The organism is Amycolatopsis sp. DG1A-15b (genome assembly GCF_030285645.1).
Taxonomy (GTDB): Bacteria; Actinomycetota; Actinomycetes; order Mycobacteriales; family Pseudonocardiaceae; genus Amycolatopsis.
The window spans coordinates 8,591,808-8,612,346 of sequence record NZ_CP127296.1 but is presented as its reverse complement, the minus strand read 5'-3'; the positions used below and the strand labels follow the sequence as shown (position 1 = coordinate 8,612,346).

The following is a 20,539-nucleotide window of genomic DNA, read 5'->3' as shown; positions in this document are numbered from 1 at the left end:
CTCTAACGGGTCAGTGAGGCTTGTTCAGCCGTCGGCCGCCACATGCCTTTTGTCCTCATGTCCCGGATGCGGGCGGGGCGTGGCGGCCTGACCCGAACAAGCCTCAGTCCAGCCAGGCAGCGGCCTCCGCGGCCCAGTAGCTCAGGATCAGGTCGGCACCGGCCCGGCGGATCGACGTCAGCACCTCGAGGACCGTCCGCTCGCGGTCCAGCCAGCCGTTCGCCGCCGCGGCCTCGACCATCGCGTACTCGCCGGAGATGTTGTACGCCGCCACCGGGACCGGGGAGATGTCCGCGGCCGCCTTGATGACGTCCAGGTAGGCCAGCGCGGGCTTGACCATCACCATGTCCGCGCCCTCGGCGAGGTCCAGCTCGATCTCGCGCAGCGCCTCGCGGCCGTTGCCCGGGTCCTGCTGGTAGGTCTTGCGGTCGCCCTTGAGCTGCGAGTCGACGGCCTCGCGGAAGGGGCCGTAGAACGCGCTGGCGTACTTGGCGGAGTACGCGAGGATCGCCGCTTCCTTGTGCCCGACCTCGTCGAGCGCCCGGCGGATGACGCCGATCTGGCCGTCCATCATCCCGGACGGCCCGAGCACGTGCGCCCCGGCTTCGACCTGCGCGATCGCCATCTGGGCGTAGATCCGCAGGGTGGCGTCGTTGTCGACCCCGCCGTCGGCGTCCAGGACGCCGCAGTGACCGTGGTCGGTGAACTCGTCGAGGCAGGTGTCGGCCATCAGCACGGTGGCGTCGCCCAGCTCTTGGCGCAGGTCGCGCAGGGCGACGTTGAGGATGCCCTTTTCGTCGACCGCGCCGGAGCCCTCGGCGTCGCGCGTGGCCGGGATGCCGAACAGCATGAGGCCGCCGACGCCGGCGTTGACCGCGTCGACGGCGGCCTTCCGCAGCGTGTCGCGGGTGTGCTGGACGACGCCGGGCATGCTCGAGATCGGCCGCGGCGCGTCGATCCCTTCGGCGACGAACATCGGGAGGATCAGCTGGCGTGGCCGCAGCGTCGTTTCGCCCACCAGCCTGCGCATGGCCGGGGTGGTGCGAAGCCTGCGGGGACGATGCTCGGGGAACACCCTTACCAAGTTACTCCCGCGGCTTTTGCCGGAGTTCCGCAAGGGTGCGCTTGACGCCGCTCTCGCGGAACCGCTTCGGTGCGGAAGGTGTACGTCGAACGCCTCCCCGTGCCCGCGCTGGCCGGTGTCGTGCGGACGGTCTGGGTCCAGCGGACCGGCGACGCACCGTACGTCCAGCGCCACCTGCCGACCGGCGGCGTCGAGCTCCACTTCCCGGTCGGTGGCCGGCCCCGGCTGCTCGGCCCGCTGACCGCGGCCCGGCTGGAGCTCCTCCCGGCCCGGACCACGCTCGTCGGCGTGCGGTACCGGCCCGGTGCCGCGCCGCCGCTCCCGGTGCCCCTCGATGACCTGGTCGACCGGCACGTCGACCTGGCGGACCTGTGGGGCAGCCGGGCCGAGCGCCTCGCGGAGGCGTGCGCCGGAAGCCCCGGACGCGCCCTCGCGGTCCTGCAGGCACGGCTGCCGCGCCGGGCGGTGGACCCGCTGGTGACCGAGGCCATGCGGTTGCTGATGCCGTGGCACCCGGCCGGCATCGACAGCGTCGCCGGACGCCTCGCGCTGTCCCCCAGCCAGCTGCGCCGCCGCTGCCTGCAGGCGGTCGGCGTCGCGCCGAAGACCCTCCAGCGGACGCTGCGGTTCCAGGGCTTCCTGGCGCTGGCCCAGGCGGGCGCCGGCAGCCCGGCCGGGCTCGCCGCCGACGCCGGGTACGCCGACCAGGCCCACCTGAGCCGGGAGTGCCTGCGCCTGACCGGGCTCACCCCGCGCGCGCTGCTCGGCGGAAGCGTCGAGAAGTGCGCCTGCGGCCACGACCACTCGGCGTCCTACCTGCCGTTCCTGCGCGATTCGTTCAAGAACCCGCCGCCGGCCGTCCCTAGCCTGACGCGATGATCCTCGTCACCGGCGGGCTCGGCATGATCGGCGCCCACACCGCCCGCGCGCTCCTCGACCTCGGCCACGACGTGGCCGTGACGGCCCACCGGCGCGGCGAAGTCCCCTCGTTCCTGGCCGGCCGGGTCACGGTCGAACAACTCGACGTCACCGACCGCGACGCGTTCCTGGCCCTCGGCGAGCGCCACGCCATCAGCGACATCGTGCACCTGGCGGGCAGCATCCCCGGCGAGAACCCGATGGACTTCTTCCGCACGGACACGGCGGGTCTGCTCAACGCCCTCGACGCGGCCCGCACCTGGGGTGTCCGCCGGTTCGCGGTGGCCGGCAGCCTCGGCGTGTACCTCGGCCGGCCCGAGATCCCGTGGACCGAAGACCTCGCCCTGCCCACGGCGGCCCTACCGCACCTGATCATCGCGTACAAGAAGGCGGTCGAGCCGCTGACGACGCACAGCCTCGCGGGCAGCGGCGTCCAGCCGGTGGTGCTGCGGATCGGGACGATCTGGGGCCCGCTGGTCGACCCGGACTCGCCGTTCTGCCCGATCCCGCGGCTGGTCAACGCGGCGTCGCCGTCTCCGGGCTTGCACACCGGCGACGGCGGGGACGTCTGCTACGCGCCGGACGCGGGCCGCGCGATCGCCTTGCTCACCACCGCGGAGAAGCTGCGGCACGACACCTACAACGTGTCGAGCGGCCGCCCGTTCACCTACGGCGAGTTCGCGGAGGCCCTGAAGGTGGACCTTCCGCCGGGACGCGCCAACGGCCCGGGCGAGGACCCGTACCTGGACATCTCCCGGCTCACCGAGGACACCGGCTTCCAGCCCCAGTTCGACATCGCGGCCTCGGTGGCCGACTACGTGGAGTGGCGCAAAGACAACGCCCGCTGAAACGAGCGAAGGCCGCCCCGGCGAACCGGGGCGGCCTTCGTCGTGACGAACCTCAGGAGCGGCGGGCCCGCTTCGCCTTCCGCGGCGGCGGCAGCGCACCCTCGGCGCGAAGCCGCGCGGCGTGCTCGGCCAGCGCGTCCACCAGGTGCGGAACGTCCGCCTTCTCCGGCTGGACGTCGACCCGGAGCCCGAACTCCACCGCGGTCTCGGCGGTCTTCGGGCCGATGCACGCGACCAGCGTGCGGGTGTGCGGCTTGCCGGCGATGCCGACCAGGTTCCGCACGGTCGAGGACGAGGTGAAGCAGACCGCGTCGAAACCGCCGGTCTTGATCATCTCGCGGGTCTCGGCGGGCGGCGGGGCGGCCCGGACGGTCCGGTAGGCCGTCACGTCGTCGATCTCCCAACCGCGCTCGCGCAGGCCCGCCGACAGCGTCTCGGTGGCGATGTCGGCCCGCGGCAGCAGCACGCGGTCGACCGGGTCGAGCACGTCGTCGTACGGCGGGAACTCGGCCAGCAGGCCTTCGGACGACTGCTCGCCCGAGGGGATCAGCTCCGGGATGATGCCGAACGAGCGCACCTTCGCCGCGGTCGATTCACCCACACAGGCGATCTTCACGCCGGAGAACGCGCGGGCGTCCAGGCCGAACTCCTCGAACTTCTCCCACACCGCGCGCACCGCGTTGGTGGAGGTGAAGACGATCCACTGGTAGCGGCCGTCGACCAGGCCCTTGACCGAACGCTCCATCTGGGCCGGGCTGCGGGGCGGCTCGACCGAGATGGTCGGCACCTCGTGCGACGTCGCGCCGTGGCCGCGCAGGCGCTCGGCCATCTCGCCGGCCTGCTCCTTGGTGCGCGGCACCAGGACCTTCCAGCCGTACAGCGCGCGCGACTCCCACCACGACAGCTTCGAGCGCTGCCCGGCGGCCTGGCCGATCGTGACGATCAGCGGCCCGACGAGCTCGCCGGCGTCGTTGGCGACCTTCTCGAGCGTGGTGTCGAGGGTGCGCTGGGTGTTGATGGTGCCGTTCGCGGTGACCGCGACGGGGGTCGACGCCGGGACGCCGTTGCCGGTCAGCGCCGACGCGGCCTCGGCCAGGTGCGCCGACGTCGCGTGCAGCACCAGCGGGCCGGGCGCGGCGGCCAGTGCCGCCCAGTCGACGTCACCGCGGACGTCGACCTCGGTGTGCGTGCCGCCCAGCGCGACGCCCGCGTACGCCGGGACGGCCGCGGCCGGGGAGACACCCGGGATGACGTCGAACACGGCGCTCGTGCGCGCGACCGCCTGGACCTCGGCCACCACGGCCGGGGTGGTCAGCGGGTCGCCCGCGACCAGCCGCAGCACCAGCCGGCCGGCCTTGGCCTCGGTGGTCAGGTCCTTGGCGACCTCGGTGGCCTCGCCGACGGCGGGCCGGACCTCGGCGCCCTCGGCGGCCATGGCCAGCACGGACTGCGGCACGTCGGGGTCGGTCACCACGACCTCGGCCTTGGCGAGCAGTTCCTGGGCGCGGACGGTGAGCAGGCCGGCGTCGCCGGGCCCGGAGCCCACGAAGGCTACGCGCCCGGTGGTCTTTCGCGCGGGGGTCATCTGTGCGTTTCTCCTCTTGCGGCGGCCGTGCGGGATCGCCCGGCCACAGGTCTCCTACGTTCGGATGTGTGACGCCCAGGTCACTCGGCGGGACCGGAAAGTGTTCCGGCCCCTAGGTCCAGCAGCTCGGCGGCCAGGTCCTTGCCCAGCTGGGCGGCCTGGTCCTTGTCAGCCAGCGCGGAGGCCCGGACCATGTCCACCGCACCGTTCTCGCCCTCGGCCGCGGCGGTGCCGCGCAGCGAGATCCGTTCCACGACCTTGCCCTCGGCGTCGAGATCTTCGACGATCTCGGCGAGTGCGCCCACCGGCGCACTGCACCCCGCCTCGAGCGCGGCCAGCAGGGCCCGCTCGGCCGTCACCGCAGCCCGCGTGCCCTCGTCGTCCAAAGTGGACCGCAGCAGCTGCTCCAGTTCCACGTCGGCGGTCCGGCACTCCACCGCCAGCGCGCCCTGGGCGGGCGCGGGCAGCATCTGGATCGGGTCGAGGGTCTCGGTGATCGCCTCGGCCCGGCCGATCCTGGCCAGTCCGGCACGCGCGAGCACCACGGCATCGAGCTCGCCGTCGGTCACCTTGCGCATGCGGGTGTCGATATTGCCGCGGATCGGCACGATTTCCAAACCGAGACCCAGCGCACGCAGCTGCGCGGTGCGCCGCGGGGAGCCCGTGCCCACCTTCGCGCCCGGCAGCAGCTCGCCGAGCGTCAGGCCGTCGCGCGCGACCAGCGCGTCCCGCGCGTCCTCGCGCGGCGGCACGGCGGCCAGCGTGATGCCCGGTTCGGGCGCGGTCGGCAGGTCCTTGTACGAGTGGACGATGACGTCCACTTCGTTTCCCAGCAAGGCTTCCCGCAGCGCCGACGTGAAGACGCCGACCCCGATCGTGGGAATCGGGGCGGAGGACTGGTCACCGGGCGTAGTCACCTTGACGATCTCGACCTCGGCGCCGGTGGCGCGCAGGGCGTCGGCGACGGTCCCGGTCTGGGCGAGCGCGAGCTTCGAACCGCGCGTGCCCATGCGAATGACTCTGGTCACTACTACTTCTTCTCTGGTGGGGGCTTCGGGCTCGCCACCGCGGCGGGCGCCTGCGGGTCGAGGCAGAACAGTTCGCGCAACGCGTTCGCGTAGTCGGTTTCGGCCGTCTCGGCGGCCAGCTGCTTGACCCGCACCGTCGGCGCGTGCAGGAGCTTGTCGACGACCCGGCGGACCGTGCGGCCGACCTCTTCGCGGACGGCGCCGTCCAGGTCGGGCAGGCGGTTGTCGAGCCGCAGCAGCTCGGCGTCGACGACCTCGGCCGCGCGGCGGCGCAGCGCGGTCACGGTCGGCGTCACCTCGGCGCTGCGCTGGCCGGCGAGGTAGTCGCGCACCTCGTCGAGGACGATCCCGGTGGCCTTGGCGGTCTGACGCTCGGTGGTCGGCGTCCCGGCCTCGCGCATCCGGCGCTGGATGGTGGCCAGGTCGACGACCCGCACGTCCGCCAGCTCACCGACCGCCGGGTCGACGTCGCGGGGCAGGCCCAGGTCGCAGACGACCAGGTGCCGGCCGCCGCGCGGCAGCACCTGCTCCGGGCCGAAGACGGCGTCCTGCGCGCCGGTGCAGCAGATGACGATGTCGGCGTCGCGGACCGCGTCGGTGACCGCGGACAGCGGGATCGCCCGGGCCGGCACGCCCTGCTCGGTGACGTTCGCGGCGAGCCGGCGGGCGCGGGCGTCGGTGCGGTTGGCCACGGTGATCTCGCCGATCCCGGCCTTGCGCAGCTGCGACGCGCTCAGCGCGCCCATCGAGCCGGCGCCGACGATGACGGCGTGCTTGCCGGTGACGTCCCCGGCGGCGGCGAGCGCTTCGGACACGACCGACGCGCCGAGCTGGTCGAGCCCGGTCTCGGTGTGCACGCGCTTGCCGACGCGCAGCGTGGTCTGGATCAGCTCGTGCAGCGTGCGGCCGACGGTGCCGGCCTCGCGCGCGGTGGCGTAGGCGGAGCGGATCTGGCCGAGGATCTGCGTCTCGCCGACGACCATCGAGTCCAGGCCCGAGGTGACGGAGAACAGGTGCTCGACGGCGGCGCCGGCGTAGTGCACGTACAGGCTGTCGTAGAGCTCGGCGGGCGCCATCCCGGCCTGGCGGGCGAGCACTTCGGAGACGTCGTTGAGGCCGCCGTGGAAGGTCTCGACGACCGCGTAGACCTCGATCCGGTTGCAGGTCGAGACGAGCATGACCTCGCTGACGTGCTCAGCCTGCTGCAGCTCGTCGAGGACCTTGCCGATCTCGGGCGCCGGCACCGCGACGCGCTCGAGCGTGCTCAGCTCCGCGCTGCGATGCGAAAGCCCGACCGCCAAAACGCTCATGAGCGCACCACCATTTCCCGTCCGCCGTCCGGACCCGCGCCGTTCCGCCTGCCGTTCCCATTCTCGGACGGCGCAGGCGCACCGGGTAATCCGGAATTGCCCTGACTGCCGGCGGCCGGACCTTCACTGTCCGCACGGCGGGCCACATGGAACGAGAGTATCTGCAGCTCCACGGCCAAATCCACTTTGCGGACCTCGATGTGAGCAGGAACCTGCAGCACGACGGGAGCGAAGTTGAGGATGCACTGGACACCACCCGCCACCAGCCGGTCACACACCGACTGCGCCGCGGTGGGCGGGGTGGCGATCACGCCGATGGAGACGCCGCGTTCGGCGCAGATCCGGGGGATGTCGTCCATGTGCGAGACCGGGAGACCACCGACCGGCACGCCGATCAGGTCCGGGTCCAGGTCGAACAGCGCTTCGACCGGGAAGCCGCGCCCCGGGAAGCCGCCGTAGTTGGCCAGCGCGTGGCCCAGGTTGCCGATCCCGACCACGGCGACCTTGTGCTGCCGGGTCAGGCCGAGGATGCGCTCGATCTGGCTGACCAGGACGCCGACCTCGTAGCCGACGCCGCGGGTGCCGTAGGAGCCCAGGTAGGAGAGGTCTTTGCGCAGTTTCGCGGAATTGACGCCGGCGGCCTGCGACAGTTCTTCGCTCGAAACGGTCGTCGCGCCCTGCTCGGACATTCCGGACAGCACCCGGAGGTAGACGGCCAGCCGCGCGACGGCGGCCTCGGGGATCGACTTCGCCCGGACGGCCTCGGGGGCATCCCCGTTGCGGCCCGGCTCCCCGGCGGGTACGGCGGGCATTTCGGCGGTGGGAGCGTTGTCGGCGTCGGGGCCGGCCGGACGGCGAGGACGCCGGGGCGCCCGGCCCGGGGAGTCCGCCGCGTCGCGCCTCCCCCGCTGTGTCACCACGCCGTGATCTCCTGCCCGCTGTGCACGTCTGGCGGCCATCGCCATTCGGAACTGTGTCTTGACCCAGGACCCGGAGTTCGGTTCGATACCGGCTCGCTCCGGGCGATGGCCCTACGGTAGACCACTTGTGAACGCACGCACAAAGTCACTGGTCGGAGGCGGTTCCGGCGCGGTTTTCGCGCGGCGGCGATCACGACACCGCGTCAGAATCCTTGTCCGGCAGGCACTTCCGCGTCCGGCGCGGACCGGGGGTGATCGAATGCCGCCCGGCGGCACCGCTCGCCGGGCGCGGCGAACGGCCCACCGGACGCGGTGAGCGGCTCCGCCGGACCGATCGCGGCGGCGGAGCTCCGCCGGCTATCAGTGCGCGTCGAGGGTGACCGAGTGCCAGCCGGTGGCGCCGTCCGGCACGGGGTCCGCGCGGTTCTCCGTCTGCGTGTAGCCGTCCTGATCGGTGGCCCGGACGGACGCCTGGTGCGTGCCCTTCGGCACGTCGAGCTCGATCCACCACATCCGCCAGGTGTCCTTGCTCACCTCCGCCGCCAGCGTCGCCGGCTGCCACGGGCCCTGGTCCAGCCGGACCTCGACCTTCGCGATGCCGGTGTGCTGCGCCCACGCCGTGCCGGCCAGCCGGACCTTGCCCGCCGTGACGCCGGCGAACCCGCTCGGCGTGTCGATCCGCGATTCGGTCTTGATCGGCGCCTGCTCGGCCCACCCCCGGCTCAGCCAGTACGCCTGCCGGGCATCCCACCGGGTGAATTCGAGTGACTCGACCCACTTCGTCGCCGACACGTAGCCGTACAGGCCGGGGATGACGATCCGCGCCGGGAAGCCGTGCTCGACCGGCAGCGGCTCGCCGTTCATCCCGATCGCCAGCATCGCGCCGCGGGCCGGGTCGAGCGCGACGTTCGCCGGGGTCCCGCAGGTCCAGCCGTCGACGCTGGTGGCGAACATCTGCTGCGCGCCCGCCTGCACGCCCGCCTCCCCGAGCAGGTCGGCGAGGCCCACGCCGATCCAGGTCGCGTTCGAGATCAGCGGCCCGCCGACCTCGTTGGACACGCACGTCAGCGTCACCCGGCGTTCGACCAGCGGCCGGTTGCGGATGTCGGCGTAGGAGAACGTGACCTCGCGGTCGACCATCCCGTGGATGCGCAGGCTCCAGTCCTCGGTGCGCAGCTGCGGCACGACGAGCGCGGTGTCGATGCGGTAGAAGTCCGCGTTCGGCGTGAGGAACGGCGGTGAGCCGAGCTTCGCGAAGTCGGCGTCCGCGGGCAGCGGCGGCGCGGTGCGCGCGGGGACCAGCGGTCCGACGGCGGCCCGCGAGTCCTCGGCGTTCGAGCTGGTCCCGGTGACCTGGCCGGCGACGGCCGCGATCCCCGATCCCGCGGCGACGCCGACCCCGGCGCGCAGGAACTTGCGGCGGTCGAACCCCCGCTCGTCGACGACGTCGACCGGCAGCGCGATCCGGTGCAGGAAGGTGAACACCGCGAGCCCGGCGACCAGGGCGGCGACCGGCGCGAGCAGCGAAACCTGCCCGAGGTCGCTGCGCACGTACACGGCCGCGACGCCGGCGGCGCCGAGGACGCCGACGAGCACCTGCCCGGCCCGCGGCGTCCGGCGCGAAAGCTGCCCGGCGAGCAGCGCGAACAGGACCAGCACGACCGCGAGCCCGAGCTTGAGCACCGGCTTGTCCCAGGTGCCCAGCGTCCGCTCGGCCCACTTCACGATGGCGGTCGGGCTGTGGTCGATGACGTAGTTGGCCACCGCGATGAACGGCGACGCCGTATACCCGACGAAGCCCGCGACCAGGTGGCCGACGCCCAGGGCGGCGGCCAGCGCGAGGAGGCCGATCAGCGTCGCGACCGGCAGCGAAAGCCGGCGCGGCGCCTCGGGGGGCGCGTCCTGCAGAGTGCTCACGTCTCCATCTTCGGAGCGCGCGGCCGCCGCGGCTGCCCGATGTGGCTTACGGACGTGTTACGGCTGTCCGCCGGGATCAGGTGAGCGCGCGCCGGAGCCGGTCCTCTTCGACGCGCCAGTACCCGTGCTCGGCGCCGTCGACCAGGATCACCGGGACGCGGTCGCCGTACTCCGCGCGCCACTCCGGGTCGGTGTCGACGTCCTCGGCCTTCCAGGCGACGCCGAGCTCGCCGCAGATCCGGGCGACGTCCGCCTCCGCGACCTCGCAGAGGTGGCAACCGGCCCGGCCCATCACCGTCACTTCGTGCGCCATGCCGTCCTTCCTACCGCACCTACCGCAACCGCAGGCGGCGCAGCTTCCCGGTGGCCGAGTGCGGCAGCGACTCGGCGAATTCGACCAGGTGCGGCACCTTGTACCCGGCCAGGTGGGCCGCGCAGTGGTCGGTGACCTGCTGTTCGGACAGCGCCGCCCCGGCCGCCGGCACGACGACCGCCTTGACCGCTTCGCCGCTGCGCTCGTCGACGACGCCGACCACCGCGGCCTCGGCCACCTCGGGCAGCTGCCCGATGACCTCCTCCACCTCGCGCGGGAAGACGTTGAAGCCGTTGACGATGATCAGGTCGTTGGCCCGGTCGACCAGGTGCAGGTCACCGTCGGTGTCGAGGTAGCCGACGTCGCCGGTGCGGAACCAGCCCTCGTCGTCCGGGCCGTGGCCGCCGTCGGGCCAGTACCCGGAGAAGAGGTTGGCGCCGCGGATCGACACCAGCCCGGTCTCGCCCTCGGCTTCGAAGACGTCGTCGACGTCGTCCGGGTCGAGCGGCACGGCCTGGTCGGTGCCGTCGCTGTCCACCAGCCGCAGCTCGATCCCGGGCAGCGGCCGCCCGACCGAGCCCGGCTTGGGGTAGCCGGTGACCAGCGTCGACGTGACCACCGGCGCGCATTCGGTGAGGCCGTAGCCCTCGTAGACGTCGAGGCCGGTGGCCTCGCGGATGGCGGTCAGCACCTTCGGGTGCAGCGGCGCGGCGCCCGACGTCATCCGCCGCACGGTGGCCAGGCCGCGGCGGAGCTCGTCGGCGCCGAGGGCGGCGAACTCGCCGTACATCGTCGGGACGCCGGTGATCGACGTGACGCGGTGCCCGGCGCAATCGTCCAGCGTCCGCTGGGCTTCGAAGCGCTCCGAGAGGACCGCGGTGGCGCCGACGGCGGTCGCCTGCAGCAGGCCGGGCCCGAGGCCGTAGACGTGGAAGAGCGGGATGGTGATCAGCACGCGGTCGTCGTGTTCGAGGACGCCCTCGACCGTGCTGATCTGCTCGAGGTTCGCCAGCAGCGCGCGGTGCGACAGCATCACCCCGCGCGGCGGCCCGGTGGTGCCGGAGGTGTACGAAACGACCGCGATGTCCTCCCCGGACCGGCCGGCGTCGGCGAACTCGCCTCCTCCGTCCGGGTCACCCACGGGCGTGAGACCGCTCACGCCGTCCGTGAGGTCCTCGTCCGCGTCGCGCTGGACGACGACCTTCGCGCCGCTGTGCTCGAGCAGCTTCGCGAGCTCGGGCCCGGGCACCTGCGGCGACAGCGGCACGACGACCGCCCCCGCCCGCAGCGCGCCGAAGAAGGCGACCACGAAGTCCACCGACGTCGGCAGCCGCAGCCCGACCCGGTCCCCCGGCTCGACACCCGCGTCCGCCAGCCGGCGGGCCTGGGCCTGGGCGGCCGCCTCGACCTGGCGGTAGGTCAGGCCGCGTCCGGTGCCGGTTTCGAGCACGGCCGGGTGCTCCGGCCAGGTGGCCGCGGCCCGTGTGAGCAGCCCGCCGACCCCCGGCTGCGTCCCCTCTGGAGCACTCACCCGCGACCCACCTCTCCTCGCCCGGCGCGAACCGTTGCAAGTCTGTCATCTGAAGCGACGTCATGGGTGCTGACCGCCGGCGTCGCGTCTGCGCAACCCCGGAACCACTACCTACTTAGCGGTAACTACACGTATGCTGCACTGCGTCGCGCCGGTGTTGTTGATCACCGTCGCGACCGGAGAGAGGGAGTCGCCGTGAGGAACTTGCCTGCCCACGAGGTCGTGGGGCATGCGAGCCGGCCGGTCCTTGCTCGTCCGGATTCCGGGGGTACCGAGGCCCGCTGGGTCGAAGCCACCGCCGGAGGTGCCGCCCGATGACCGTCCCGACCGCCGTCAGCCGCGGGCCCGTCTTCATGTTCGCCGAGCGCGTCTTCGGACGTACGTCGGCCGTGCCGCTGAGCAGGCAGGCGGCCGACGACGAGCGCGCCGAGGCGGCGAAGGCCGAAGCCTGGGACCTGGTGCGGGCCGCGCAGGACGGCGACTCGTCCGCCTTCGGCCGGCTCTACGACCGGTACGTCGACGTCGTCTACCGGTACGTGCTGTTCCGGCTCGGTGACCGCGACCTCGCCGAGGACGTCACCAGCGAGACGTTCCTGCGCGCGCTGCGCCGCATCACGTCGGTCAGCTACCAGGGCCGTGACGTCGGCGCCTGGTTCGTCACCATCGCCCGCAACCTCGTGCTCGACCACGTGAAGTCGAGCCGGTTCAAGCTCGAAGTGGTCACCGACGAGGTGACCGAGCCCGGTTCGGCGCCCTTCAGCGTCGGCGCGACCGCCCAGGTGGGCCCCGAGCAGGAGGCGATCAGCCGCGCCACCCGGGCCGAGCTGCTGCGCTGCGTCGCGGAACTGGGCGAAGACCAGCGGGAATGCATCGTCCTGCGGTTCCTGCAGGGCCTGTCCGTGGCCGAGACGGCCGAGATCATGAACCGCAACGAAGGGGCGATCAAGGCGCTCCAGCACCGCGCCGTACGCCGATTGGCACAACTCCTGCCCACCGGATTGCGCTGAACCCGCGAACTTTTCCGTTCTTCGGCCGAAACCGGTAACCCTGGCGGCTTCTGGATCGTTACCCCACGCAGACCGGTGTCAGGACCGGCCGAAGCCCGGGATGGAGAGCAGGACCGTGAGGTTTGCGCGTGAGCGAGCCGAGAGCGAGCGGTTCGCGCGCGCCCTGGAGCCCTCGCCGGTACGCCGCGACGACGAGTTCGCCGACGAACTCGCGCTCGTCGGCGCGCTGCGCGAGCTCGGCGCGGCCGGGGCCCCGGACCTGGAAACCCGGCAGCGGATCCGCGCGGAGATCGCCGGCCGACTGGAGACGGCGGCGGCCACCACCCCACGTCGGAGGTGGCGGCCGCGGACCGCCGACCTGGTGGCCGCCGCGCTTTTCCTCTTCCTCGTCCTCTCGGGGCTGACGCTGGTGCTCTCGCGCACCGCGCTGCCCGGCGACCCGCTCTACAACGTGAAGCGCGCCGGCGAGTCGACCGCGCTGGGCCTGACGTTCGGTGACCAGGAGAAGGCGCGCAAGCACCTCGAATTCGCCACCAACCGGATCACCGAACTCGGCGAGCTGGCCGCCGAAGGCGCGGGCGAAGCGGACTACCGGACCGCGTACGACGACTTCGCCGCCGACCTGCAGGCCGGCGTCGCCCAGATGTCCGCCGCGGCGACCAGCGACGGCGCCGGCACGCAGGCGCTGTCCGACGTCCGGCTGTGGGCGCGCAACCAGGCGGCGAGGCTGGGCGCGCAGCCGCTCCCGGCCGACGCGGCGCCGGTGTTCGGCGACGTCCGGGATCTGCTGGGCAAGGTCCAGGAGCGCACCAGCGGCCTGGTGGCCCGGATGAACTGCTACCAGATCACCACCGGCACGGCCGACGAGCTGGGCCCGCTCCCGGCGACCGGCGAGTGCACGCAGCGGCCCCTCCCGTCCGCCGGCAGCCAGCCGACGTCGGCCCCGGTCGCGCCCTCGTCGCACGAGAGCACGTCACCGACCGCGACGGGCACGCAGCTGCCGCCGTCGGACGCCGCGGCGACCCCGGGCATCCCCGCGCCGACCGGCGGGGTGACGCCGCCCCCGGTGTTCGGCCAGCCGTCGATGACCTCCCGGCCGCCGGTGACGACCACCACCACACCCCCGCCGCCGCTGGTGTCGATCCCGCCTTTGCTGCCGGGCCTGCCGCCGATCGTGATCGGCTGAGGTCCGGCCCACACCTGCGACGGCGCGGTGGGCGGCTCGCTACGCTGTGCGAAGGACCCGGACGTTCGCAGGGACGTGGCCAGACGTGGGCAGACGTGGAGGCGGTGTGCGTGTCAGCTTGGCGTGGCAGGGATAAGAGTCAGGAGCTGGAACGGCTCGCCGCGCTCGCGGGCGAGGCGTCGGCCGAGGCTGCCCACGCCCGTGTGGTCTCCGAAGCCGCCGAGCCCCCCGCCCCGCCGGCCCCGCCGGACCTGACCGCGGCCGCGTTCTTCGACGTCGACAACACGATGATGATGGGCGCGTCGATCTTCTACTTCGCCCGCGGGCTCGCGGCGCGCAAGTTCTTCACGTCGTCGGACCTGGCCGGGTTCGTCTGGGGCCAGATCAAGTTCCGGCTCGGCGGCCGCGAGAACAAAGAGGACATCAAGACCCACCGCGAGCGCGCACTGTCCTTTGTGGCCGGGCGCACGGTGGCGGAGCTGACGTCGATCAGCGAAGAGATCTACGACGAGCTGATGGCGGACAAGATCTGGTCCGGCACGCGCGCGCTGGCCCAGATGCACCTGGACGCGGGCCAGCGCGTCTGGCTGGTGACGGCCACCCCGATCGAGCTGGCGGCGATCATCTCCCGCCGCCTGGGTCTCACCGGCGCGCTGGGCACGGTCGCGGAGACCCGCGACGGCGTGTACACGGGCCGCCTGGTCGGCGACCTGCTGCACGGCCGCGCGAAGGCGCACGCGGTGCGGGCCCTGGCCTCCCGCGAGGGGCTGAACCTCAAGCGCTGCACGGCTTACTCGGACTCGGCGAACGACATCCCGATGCTGTCGGTGGTGGGCACCGCGGTGGCGGTCAACCCGGACGGCGGCCTGCGGGACGTGGCCCGGGCCCGCGGCTGGGAGATCCGCGACTTCCGGACCGGCCGGAAGGCGGCGAAGATCGGCGTGCCTTCGGTGCTCGGGGCCGGGGCGCTGGCCGGTGCCGTGGCGGCGGGCATGGCCTACCGCCGCCGCTGACTCCGGTACAGCCTGCTGTACCGGCCTTCCGGGTGTCCGCGGGAGTGACCCACCCGCCGCCGACTGGTGTGCTTCGTCCACCGGAAACAGCGGCCTTCCCGAAGGGACAGTGTGGTGGCGACCCGTGTGGACATCGAAGAGGAACGAACCGGCGGCGGCTGGCGGGACGGCATCCGCCGCCGTCCGCTGACGTGGTTCTTCGTCCTGGCCAACCTGCTGAGCTGGGTCGCGTGGGCGCCGTACATCCTGTCGGAGAACGGGCTGGGGGTCCTGCACTTCCGCTTCCCTGAGGTGCTCGGCACCGCGCAGTTCGCCGGTGTCCTGCCCGGCGCCTACCTCGGTCCGATCGGTGCCGCGTTCTTCGTGACCGCGGTCGCCGACGGGCGCACCGGGCTCCGCCGCTGGACCGGGCGGCTGTTCAAGTGGCGGGTCAGCTGGCTCTGGTACGTCGGGGTGGTGCTCAGCGTGCCGGTGTCGCTGACGATCGCCACGGTGGCGTTGTCGGAGCGGAACCCCGTGGTGCCGGCGGTGGCGACGCTGGTGGCCTACGTGCCGGGCCTGATCCTGCAGCTGCTCACGACGGGCCTGGCCGAGGAGCCGGGCTGGCGGGATTTCGCCCTCCCCCGGCTCCAGCAGCGCTACGGGCCGCTGGGTGGCACGCTGATCCTGGGCCCGCTGTGGGGTGTGTGGCACCTGCCCCTGTTCTTCACCGAGTGGGGCGGCTGGCCGGACGTCACCTGGCTGACGCCGCTGGAGTTCATCGCCACCTGCGTCACGTTCAGCATCATCATGACGTGGGTGTTCAACCGCACCGGCCAGAGCCTGCCGCTGGCGATGCTGCTGCACACGAGCGTGAACAACTTCTTCTCGCTGGCGTGGTCGGAGATGTTCCCCGGCCTGTCGATCCACGACACGACGGACGCGTTCCTGCTGGCCTCGACCGCGGTGGCGCTCGTGCTGCTCGTCGCGACCCGGTGCCGCCTCGGCTACCGGCCGACCACGCCGGTGCCCCTGAGGTAGTGCAGCACCGCCGTCACCCGGCGGTCGGCCCGGTCGGCCGGCGCGAGGTCGAGTTTCGCGAAGATGCTGCGGATGTGCTTGTGCACGGCGCCGTCGGTGACGACGAGCCGTTCGGCGATCGCGCTGTTGCCCAGGCCTTCGGCCATCAGCGCCAGCACTTCGCGCTCTCGCGCGCTGAGCCGCTCGAGCCGGTTGTCCGGGCGGCTGCGCGTCAGCAGCTGGGCGACGACTTCCGGATCGATGGCCGTGCCGCCGTCCACGATCCGGTGCAGGGCGTCGAGGAACTCCTCGACCCGGCCGACGCGCTCCTTGAGCAAGTAGCCGAGCCGGGCGCCGCCGTCGGTGAACAGCTCGGTGGCGAACGCCTGCTCCACGTAGGCGGAGAGCACGAGCACAGCGAGCCCTGGCTGCCGGCGGCGGGCCTCGACGGCCGCCGTGATCCCCTCGTCGGTGTGCGTCGGCGGCATCCGGACGTCCACAATGGCCAGATCCGGCGCGTGTTCGTCCACCGCGGCCAGGAAGTCGTCGGCGTTGGCCACGGCGGCCCGCACGTCGACCCCCTCGGCACGCAGCAGCATCGCAACGCCCTCGCGCAGCAGCAGGTCGTCCTCGGCGATCACGATCCGCACGGCAGGCTCACCACCAGGGTCGTCGGTCCGCCGGCCGGGCTGGCCAGCGCGAACGTCCCGTCGTGGGCTTCGACGCGGCGCCGGATGCCGGTGAGCCCGGAGCCGGTTTCCTCGTCCGCCCCGCCGCGGCCGTCGTCGGTGATCTCCACGCGCACCCGGTCGCGGTCGTGGCGGAGCCGGACCGTGGCTGCCTTCGCCCCGCTGTGCTTGGCGACGTTGGTGAGCGCCTCGGCGACCACGAAGTAGGCGGTCACCTCGACCGAGACCGCGGACCTGCCGGGCAGATCGGCATCGATCCGGCAGGTCACCGGGCAGTCGGCGGCCAGCGCGCTGAGCGCGTCCGGGAGGCTGCGTTCGGTCAGCACCGGCGGCAGGATGCTGCGCACGACCCCGCGCAGTTCGGCGAGCGCCTGCTCGCCGGCGTCCTGGGCCCGCCCGAGGATCTCCTCGGCGGCGGCGGGATCCCGCGCCAGCGCCCGCTTCGCCGCACCCAGCAGCACGTTCACCGCGACGAGCCGGTTCTGCGTGCCGTCGTGCAAAGACCGTTCGATCCGGCGCAGTTCGACGGCGTGGGCGTCCAGAGCGGCCGCGCGCGTGGCGGTGAGCTCGGCCACGCGCAACGCGAGGTCGGTCCCGCGGTCCGGCGCCAGCAGCCGCAGGCCCGGCCACGCCTGGCACCGGGCCAGCAGCGGCATGACCAGCACCGAGACGACCAGCGTCGCGAGGCCGAACAGGCAGACCAGAACGGCGTCGCCCCAGTCCGTCGCCGTGAAGAACCCCTGAGCCGGAGTGGCGTCGCCCGGCGAGACGAACCACCACCACGCCGGGAACGACGCGTCGTGCATGACGTCGACGGCCAGGGTGAGGGCGGTCAGGCTGAGGAGCAACCCCAGGGTGCTGTGGCAGACGAGCCAGCCCAGTTCGCGCCGGAAGGAGGGCTGGGCGAGGGCGGCACGCAGTTTCCGCGGCACCGGTGGCGGGCGGAGGACCTCCAGCCGCGTCCGCTCCCGATCGGCGACGGTGCGCACCAAGCGCAGGGCAGTGGGCACCAGCAGGATGCCGACTCCGGCCACGCACAGCGCCGCGGTGCCGAGCAGCCACAGCGAGGCGGCGACCGCCAGCACGGCGGTGCCCATGCCCACGACGAGCCGCTCCAACGCGTCCAGCGCGGCACGAGCGCGGACGACCAGGTGCCACGGACGGGCGTCCTCGGTGGACATCCCGGAGAGGATAGAGCACCGGGCCGGGGGTGGTTCAGCCGCGGAAGACCGACTTCCGCTGCGAAAGCCGCCGGTACAGCGTCTGCTGGATGGACTCCCGCACCTGGTCGGTCAGCTGGAACACCAGCATCGGGTCGTCGACGGCGTCCGGGCCGTAGGAATCCGTCGCGATCGGCTCGCCGAACTCGATGCTCCACTTGGTCGGCAGCGGGACCGCGCCCAGCAGGCCCAGCATCGGGAAGAACGGCGTCACCGGGAAGTACGGCAGCCCCAGCATGCGGGCCAGCACCTTGATGTCACCGAGCTTCGGGTAGATCTCCTCGGCACCGATCACCGACACCGGGATGATCGGCACGCCGGCGCGCAGCGCGGCCGACACGAACCCGCCGCGGCCGAAGCGCTGCAGCTTGTAGCGCGAAGCGAACGGCTTGCCGACGCCCTTGAAGCCCTCCGGCCACACCCCGACCAGCTCGCCCTTGCGCAGCAAGCGCTCGGCGTCCGCGTGGCAGGCCAGCGTCTGGCCGGACTTGCGGGCGAACGACCCCACCAGCGGCACCTGGAACACCAGGTCCGCGCCGAGGCCGCGCAGGTGCCGGCCGCCGGTCTCGTCGTGGACCGCCACCGCCGTCATCAGGGAGTCGAGCGGGATCGTGCCCGAGTGGTTGGACACCAGCAGCGCGCCACCGGCCGCCGGGAGGTTCTCGACACCGTGGGTGTCGACGCGGAACCACTTCTTGTACAGCGCGCGCAGCGGCGGCAGGAACACCGCCTCGGTGAGCTCGGCGTCGAAGCCGAACTCGTCGACCGTGTAGTCACCGGTCAGCCGGTCGCGGATGAAGCCGAGTGCGGAGCGGGCCGCATCCGAAAGTGACTCTTCGAACGAGGGCTCGTCCGGTGCCGTCCGCTCGATGCCACCGGGGAAGGCGACGACCGGCGCATCCGCCCGGGCTGCTTCCTCTTCGCGCAGGTCGCGCTCCGCCGTCACCGCCTCGGGCTTCTCCCGGCCCGGTCCGTGCAGGGGGATGACCTGCGCCTCGGCACCGCCCACCGTTCCCGCCTCGCTTCCGAAGTCGTCCCAGTCGTGCAGCCTGGTCACCGGCTCGCCTGCCCCGTCGCGGCGGCGACGAGCACCTTGCCGGCCAGTCCGGCCAGCTTGCCGCCGTCGAGCACCGGGCGGAGCCCGCGTCCCACGATGTAGTCGTCGAACGCCTCACGCGTGGTCCACCGCGGGGTGTAGCCGAACTCCTGCTTCAGCTTGGCGATGTCGACGACCCGGCCGAAGTTCAGCAGCCGGACCTGGTCGGCGGAGAAGTCCACGACGCGAGCGCCGCGCAGGACCTTGCCGACCGACGGCACCACGCTCCGCGGCATCGGCAGCTCGACCCGGCCGGCTCGCCGGATCGCCTGCGAGAGGGTGAGTACCCCCTCCGCACCGACGTTGAACACGCCGGGTTTGTCGGTCAAGGTCGCCCGTTCCAGCACGGACAACGCGTCGGACGAGTGCAGCAGCTGGATGCGCGCGTCGTAGCCGAAGACCGTCGGCACCACCGGCAGCGCGAAGTAGCGCGCGAGGACGGTGTCGGTCTCGGGGCCGATGATGTTGGCGAAGCGGAACAGCGTCGTGGTGATGTCCGGGCGGCGGCGCACCAGGCCGCGCACGTACCCCTCCATCTCGACGGCGTCCTTCGCGTACCCGCTGGTCGAGGTGGGGATGAGCTCGGAGTCCTCGGTGAACACCGCCTGCGAGCGGGCGCCGGCGCCGTAGACGGCCGCCGTCGACTTGACCACCAGTTTCCGGACCAGCGGGGACCGCTGGCAGGCGGCGAGCAGCCGCATGGTGCCGATGACGTTGACTTCCTTGATCGCCGTGCGGCGGCCCGGCCCGGCCGGGTGCGCGGTGCAGGACGCGTGCACCACCGTGTCGACCGCGGCTGTGCTGATCACCTTGGCGATCAGCGGGTTCCTGATGTCCGCGCGGACGAACTCCGCGTGGCCCATGCGCTGCAGGACCGCCTTGTCCGGCGGGACCGTGTCGACACCGATGACCCGTTCGAAGTCGGGGTTGTTGCCCAGCCGGGCGAGCAGTTTCCCGCCCAGTTCCCCGGCGACCCCGGTGACGAGCACGATGTTCGACGGCATGCGACTCCCTGCGGCGTAGGGCAAGTGGGGGGTGGACGGTCACCCGAGGCGCGCGAACCTGCACTCACTGGAAGCATCGCGCGGACGCCGTTGAGATGTTACCGCTCTTCAGTGGTAGCTCAGGGGTGTCTCACGTGCTATTAACACCGGTTTCCCCGGAAAGCGACGAACGCCTCACTCGAACGGGCGGACGTGCCCACCACATGGACGTGGCCCGTCCAGAGACTGGACGGGCCACGCTCACGCTCAGCAGGTCTTACTTGCCGGCCTTGCGACGCTGCACTCGCGTGCGGCGAAGCAGCTTGCGGTGCTTCTTCTTCGACATGCGCTTGCGGCGCTTCTTGATCACAGAGCCCATGGGCGCTCCTTAGGTCGACGTCGGTCACGCTGCCCGGCGCAGCGTCCAACGGGTGGAGCGCACAGGCACGAGCGGTTTTCCAGGTTACCCGTCACCCGTGGCGGGCCGGTCGGCGGGCACGTCGTAGCGCTGCGCGCCGCTGGCCACGGCGTGCCCGAGCCGGTTCAGCCCACGTCGTAGTAGGCACCCTGGAGGTACTCGTGCACTGCTTTCTCCGGCACCCGGAAGGACTTCCCGACCCTGACGGCGGGCAGCTCACCCGAGTGCACGAGACGGTAGACGGTCATCTTGGAGACCCGCATCAGCGTGGCCACTTCGGCGACCGTCAAGAACTGGACCTGCCCGACGGCGGGCAAATCCTCCTTTTTGTTCGGCGACATGTTTACCGCGTCCTTCGACACGTGTCGCGCCACGAGGCTTCCCCACCTGTGGTATCGACACGCACGTGCTCTATCGAGAGTAGCGGGACTGGTGGGACTAATGCGACGCCTGTCACCGAGATGGGCTCCTACC

20 protein-coding genes are annotated in these 20,539 nt (G+C 72.4%); 6 read left to right on the top strand and 14 right to left on the bottom strand.

From position 1 onward, the window contains the following. Nucleotides 1-103: 103 nt before the first annotated feature. Nucleotides 104-1,075: a porphobilinogen synthase gene (hemB, locus tag QRY02_RS40060; protein WP_285987930.1), complete on the bottom strand. Its 972-nt coding sequence runs from the start codon at nucleotides 1,073-1,075 to the stop codon at nucleotides 104-106. A gap of 87 nt (nucleotides 1,076-1,162) precedes the next feature. Here hemB and QRY02_RS40055 point away from each other — a divergent pair, with 87 nt between their 5' ends. After that, on the top strand, nucleotides 1,163-1,963 hold the full coding sequence (locus QRY02_RS40055) for a helix-turn-helix domain-containing protein (protein WP_285987929.1): 801 nt from the start codon (nucleotides 1,163-1,165) through the stop codon (nucleotides 1,961-1,963). Then, nucleotides 1,960-2,850 carry an NAD-dependent epimerase/dehydratase family protein gene (locus QRY02_RS40050; protein WP_285987928.1) on the top strand — a complete coding sequence of 297 codons (891 nt, stop codon included), beginning with the start codon at nucleotides 1,960-1,962 and terminating at the stop codon, nucleotides 2,848-2,850. Before QRY02_RS40055 ends, QRY02_RS40050 begins: the two co-directional genes overlap by 4 nt. 52 nt (nucleotides 2,851-2,902) lie before the next feature. Here the strand turns inward: QRY02_RS40050 and QRY02_RS40045 are convergent, their stop codons facing one another. From QRY02_RS40045 to QRY02_RS40015, 7 genes are all read right to left on the bottom strand, one after another. Next, nucleotides 2,903-4,435, bottom strand: a complete 1,533-nt coding sequence (locus tag QRY02_RS40045) for a bifunctional uroporphyrinogen-III C-methyltransferase/uroporphyrinogen-III synthase (protein ID WP_285987927.1) — start codon at nucleotides 4,433-4,435, stop codon at nucleotides 2,903-2,905. Between the two features lie 80 nt (nucleotides 4,436-4,515). Beyond that, the gene (gene hemC, locus QRY02_RS40040) at nucleotides 4,516-5,445 is read right to left on the bottom strand and encodes a hydroxymethylbilane synthase (protein ID WP_502874299.1); all 930 of its coding nucleotides are present in this window, start codon (nucleotides 5,443-5,445) and stop codon (nucleotides 4,516-4,518) included. A 20-nt stretch (nucleotides 5,446-5,465) separates the two neighbouring features. After that, nucleotides 5,466-6,773 (bottom strand): glutamyl-tRNA reductase, encoded by a 1,308-nt coding sequence (locus QRY02_RS40035; protein WP_285987925.1) that lies wholly within the window; start codon nucleotides 6,771-6,773, stop codon nucleotides 5,466-5,468. After that, the gene (locus QRY02_RS40030; RefSeq protein ID WP_285987924.1) at nucleotides 6,770-7,693 is read right to left on the bottom strand and encodes a redox-sensing transcriptional repressor Rex; all 924 of its coding nucleotides are present in this window, start codon (nucleotides 7,691-7,693) and stop codon (nucleotides 6,770-6,772) included. Before QRY02_RS40030 ends, QRY02_RS40035 begins: the two co-directional genes overlap by 4 nt. A gap of 360 nt (nucleotides 7,694-8,053) precedes the next feature. Further along, complete coding sequence (locus tag QRY02_RS40025) at nucleotides 8,054-9,610, bottom strand: molybdopterin-dependent oxidoreductase (RefSeq protein ID WP_285987923.1); 1,557 nt, start codon at nucleotides 9,608-9,610, stop codon at nucleotides 8,054-8,056. 76 nt (nucleotides 9,611-9,686) lie between these two features. Next, on the bottom strand, nucleotides 9,687-9,923 hold the full coding sequence (locus QRY02_RS40020) for a glutaredoxin family protein (RefSeq protein ID WP_285987922.1): 237 nt from the start codon (nucleotides 9,921-9,923) through the stop codon (nucleotides 9,687-9,689). Between the two features lie 19 nt (nucleotides 9,924-9,942). After that, nucleotides 9,943-11,454: an AMP-binding protein gene (locus QRY02_RS40015; protein WP_285987921.1), complete on the bottom strand. Its 1,512-nt coding sequence runs from the start codon at nucleotides 11,452-11,454 to the stop codon at nucleotides 9,943-9,945. Between the two features lie 314 nt (nucleotides 11,455-11,768). On the opposite strand from QRY02_RS40015, the gene QRY02_RS40010 reads away from it, so the two are divergent. The 4 genes from QRY02_RS40010 to QRY02_RS39995 all read left to right on the top strand — a co-directional run bounded on the left by QRY02_RS40010 (nucleotide 11,769) and on the right by QRY02_RS39995 (nucleotide 15,680). After that, on the top strand, nucleotides 11,769-12,461 hold the full coding sequence (locus QRY02_RS40010; protein WP_285987920.1) for a sigma-70 family RNA polymerase sigma factor: 693 nt from the start codon (nucleotides 11,769-11,771) through the stop codon (nucleotides 12,459-12,461). A gap of 115 nt (nucleotides 12,462-12,576) precedes the next feature. Beyond that, nucleotides 12,577-13,647, top strand: a complete 1,071-nt coding sequence (locus QRY02_RS40005) for a DUF5667 domain-containing protein (RefSeq protein WP_285987919.1) — start codon at nucleotides 12,577-12,579, stop codon at nucleotides 13,645-13,647. A gap of 110 nt (nucleotides 13,648-13,757) precedes the next feature. Then, nucleotides 13,758-14,660, top strand: a complete 903-nt coding sequence (locus QRY02_RS40000) for an HAD family hydrolase (protein WP_235190930.1) — start codon at nucleotides 13,758-13,760, stop codon at nucleotides 14,658-14,660. 114 nt (nucleotides 14,661-14,774) lie between these two features. Then, a complete protein-coding gene (locus QRY02_RS39995) occupies nucleotides 14,775-15,680 on the top strand; it encodes a CPBP family intramembrane glutamic endopeptidase (protein ID WP_285987917.1) in 906 nt (301 codons plus the stop codon). Here the strand turns inward: QRY02_RS39995 and QRY02_RS39990 are convergent. The 6 genes from QRY02_RS39990 to QRY02_RS39965 all read right to left on the bottom strand — a co-directional run bounded on the left by QRY02_RS39990 (nucleotide 15,647) and on the right by QRY02_RS39965 (nucleotide 20,406). Next, on the bottom strand, nucleotides 15,647-16,309 hold the full coding sequence (locus tag QRY02_RS39990; RefSeq protein ID WP_285987916.1) for a response regulator transcription factor: 663 nt from the start codon (nucleotides 16,307-16,309) through the stop codon (nucleotides 15,647-15,649). The two genes, QRY02_RS39995 and QRY02_RS39990, sit on opposite strands and share 34 nt — an antisense overlap. Then, the gene (locus tag QRY02_RS39985) at nucleotides 16,297-17,529 is read right to left on the bottom strand and encodes a sensor histidine kinase (protein WP_285987915.1); all 1,233 of its coding nucleotides are present in this window, start codon (nucleotides 17,527-17,529) and stop codon (nucleotides 16,297-16,299) included. Before QRY02_RS39985 ends, QRY02_RS39990 begins: the two co-directional genes overlap by 13 nt. Before the next feature lie 34 nt (nucleotides 17,530-17,563). After that, on the bottom strand, nucleotides 17,564-18,625 hold the full coding sequence (locus tag QRY02_RS39980; protein ID WP_285987914.1) for a lysophospholipid acyltransferase family protein: 1,062 nt from the start codon (nucleotides 18,623-18,625) through the stop codon (nucleotides 17,564-17,566). Continuing rightward, nucleotides 18,622-19,668 (bottom strand): NAD-dependent epimerase/dehydratase family protein, encoded by a 1,047-nt coding sequence (locus tag QRY02_RS39975; protein WP_285987913.1) that lies wholly within the window; start codon nucleotides 19,666-19,668, stop codon nucleotides 18,622-18,624. Before QRY02_RS39975 ends, QRY02_RS39980 begins: the two co-directional genes overlap by 4 nt. 256 nt (nucleotides 19,669-19,924) lie before the next feature. Further along, nucleotides 19,925-20,026 carry a 30S ribosomal protein bS22 gene (locus QRY02_RS39970; RefSeq protein ID WP_007030867.1) on the bottom strand — a complete coding sequence of 34 codons (102 nt, stop codon included), beginning with the start codon at nucleotides 20,024-20,026 and terminating at the stop codon, nucleotides 19,925-19,927. 164 nt (nucleotides 20,027-20,190) lie between these two features. Next, complete coding sequence (locus tag QRY02_RS39965; protein WP_013222402.1) at nucleotides 20,191-20,406, bottom strand: helix-turn-helix domain-containing protein; 216 nt, start codon at nucleotides 20,404-20,406, stop codon at nucleotides 20,191-20,193. Between the last annotated feature and the right edge of the window lie 133 nt (nucleotides 20,407-20,539).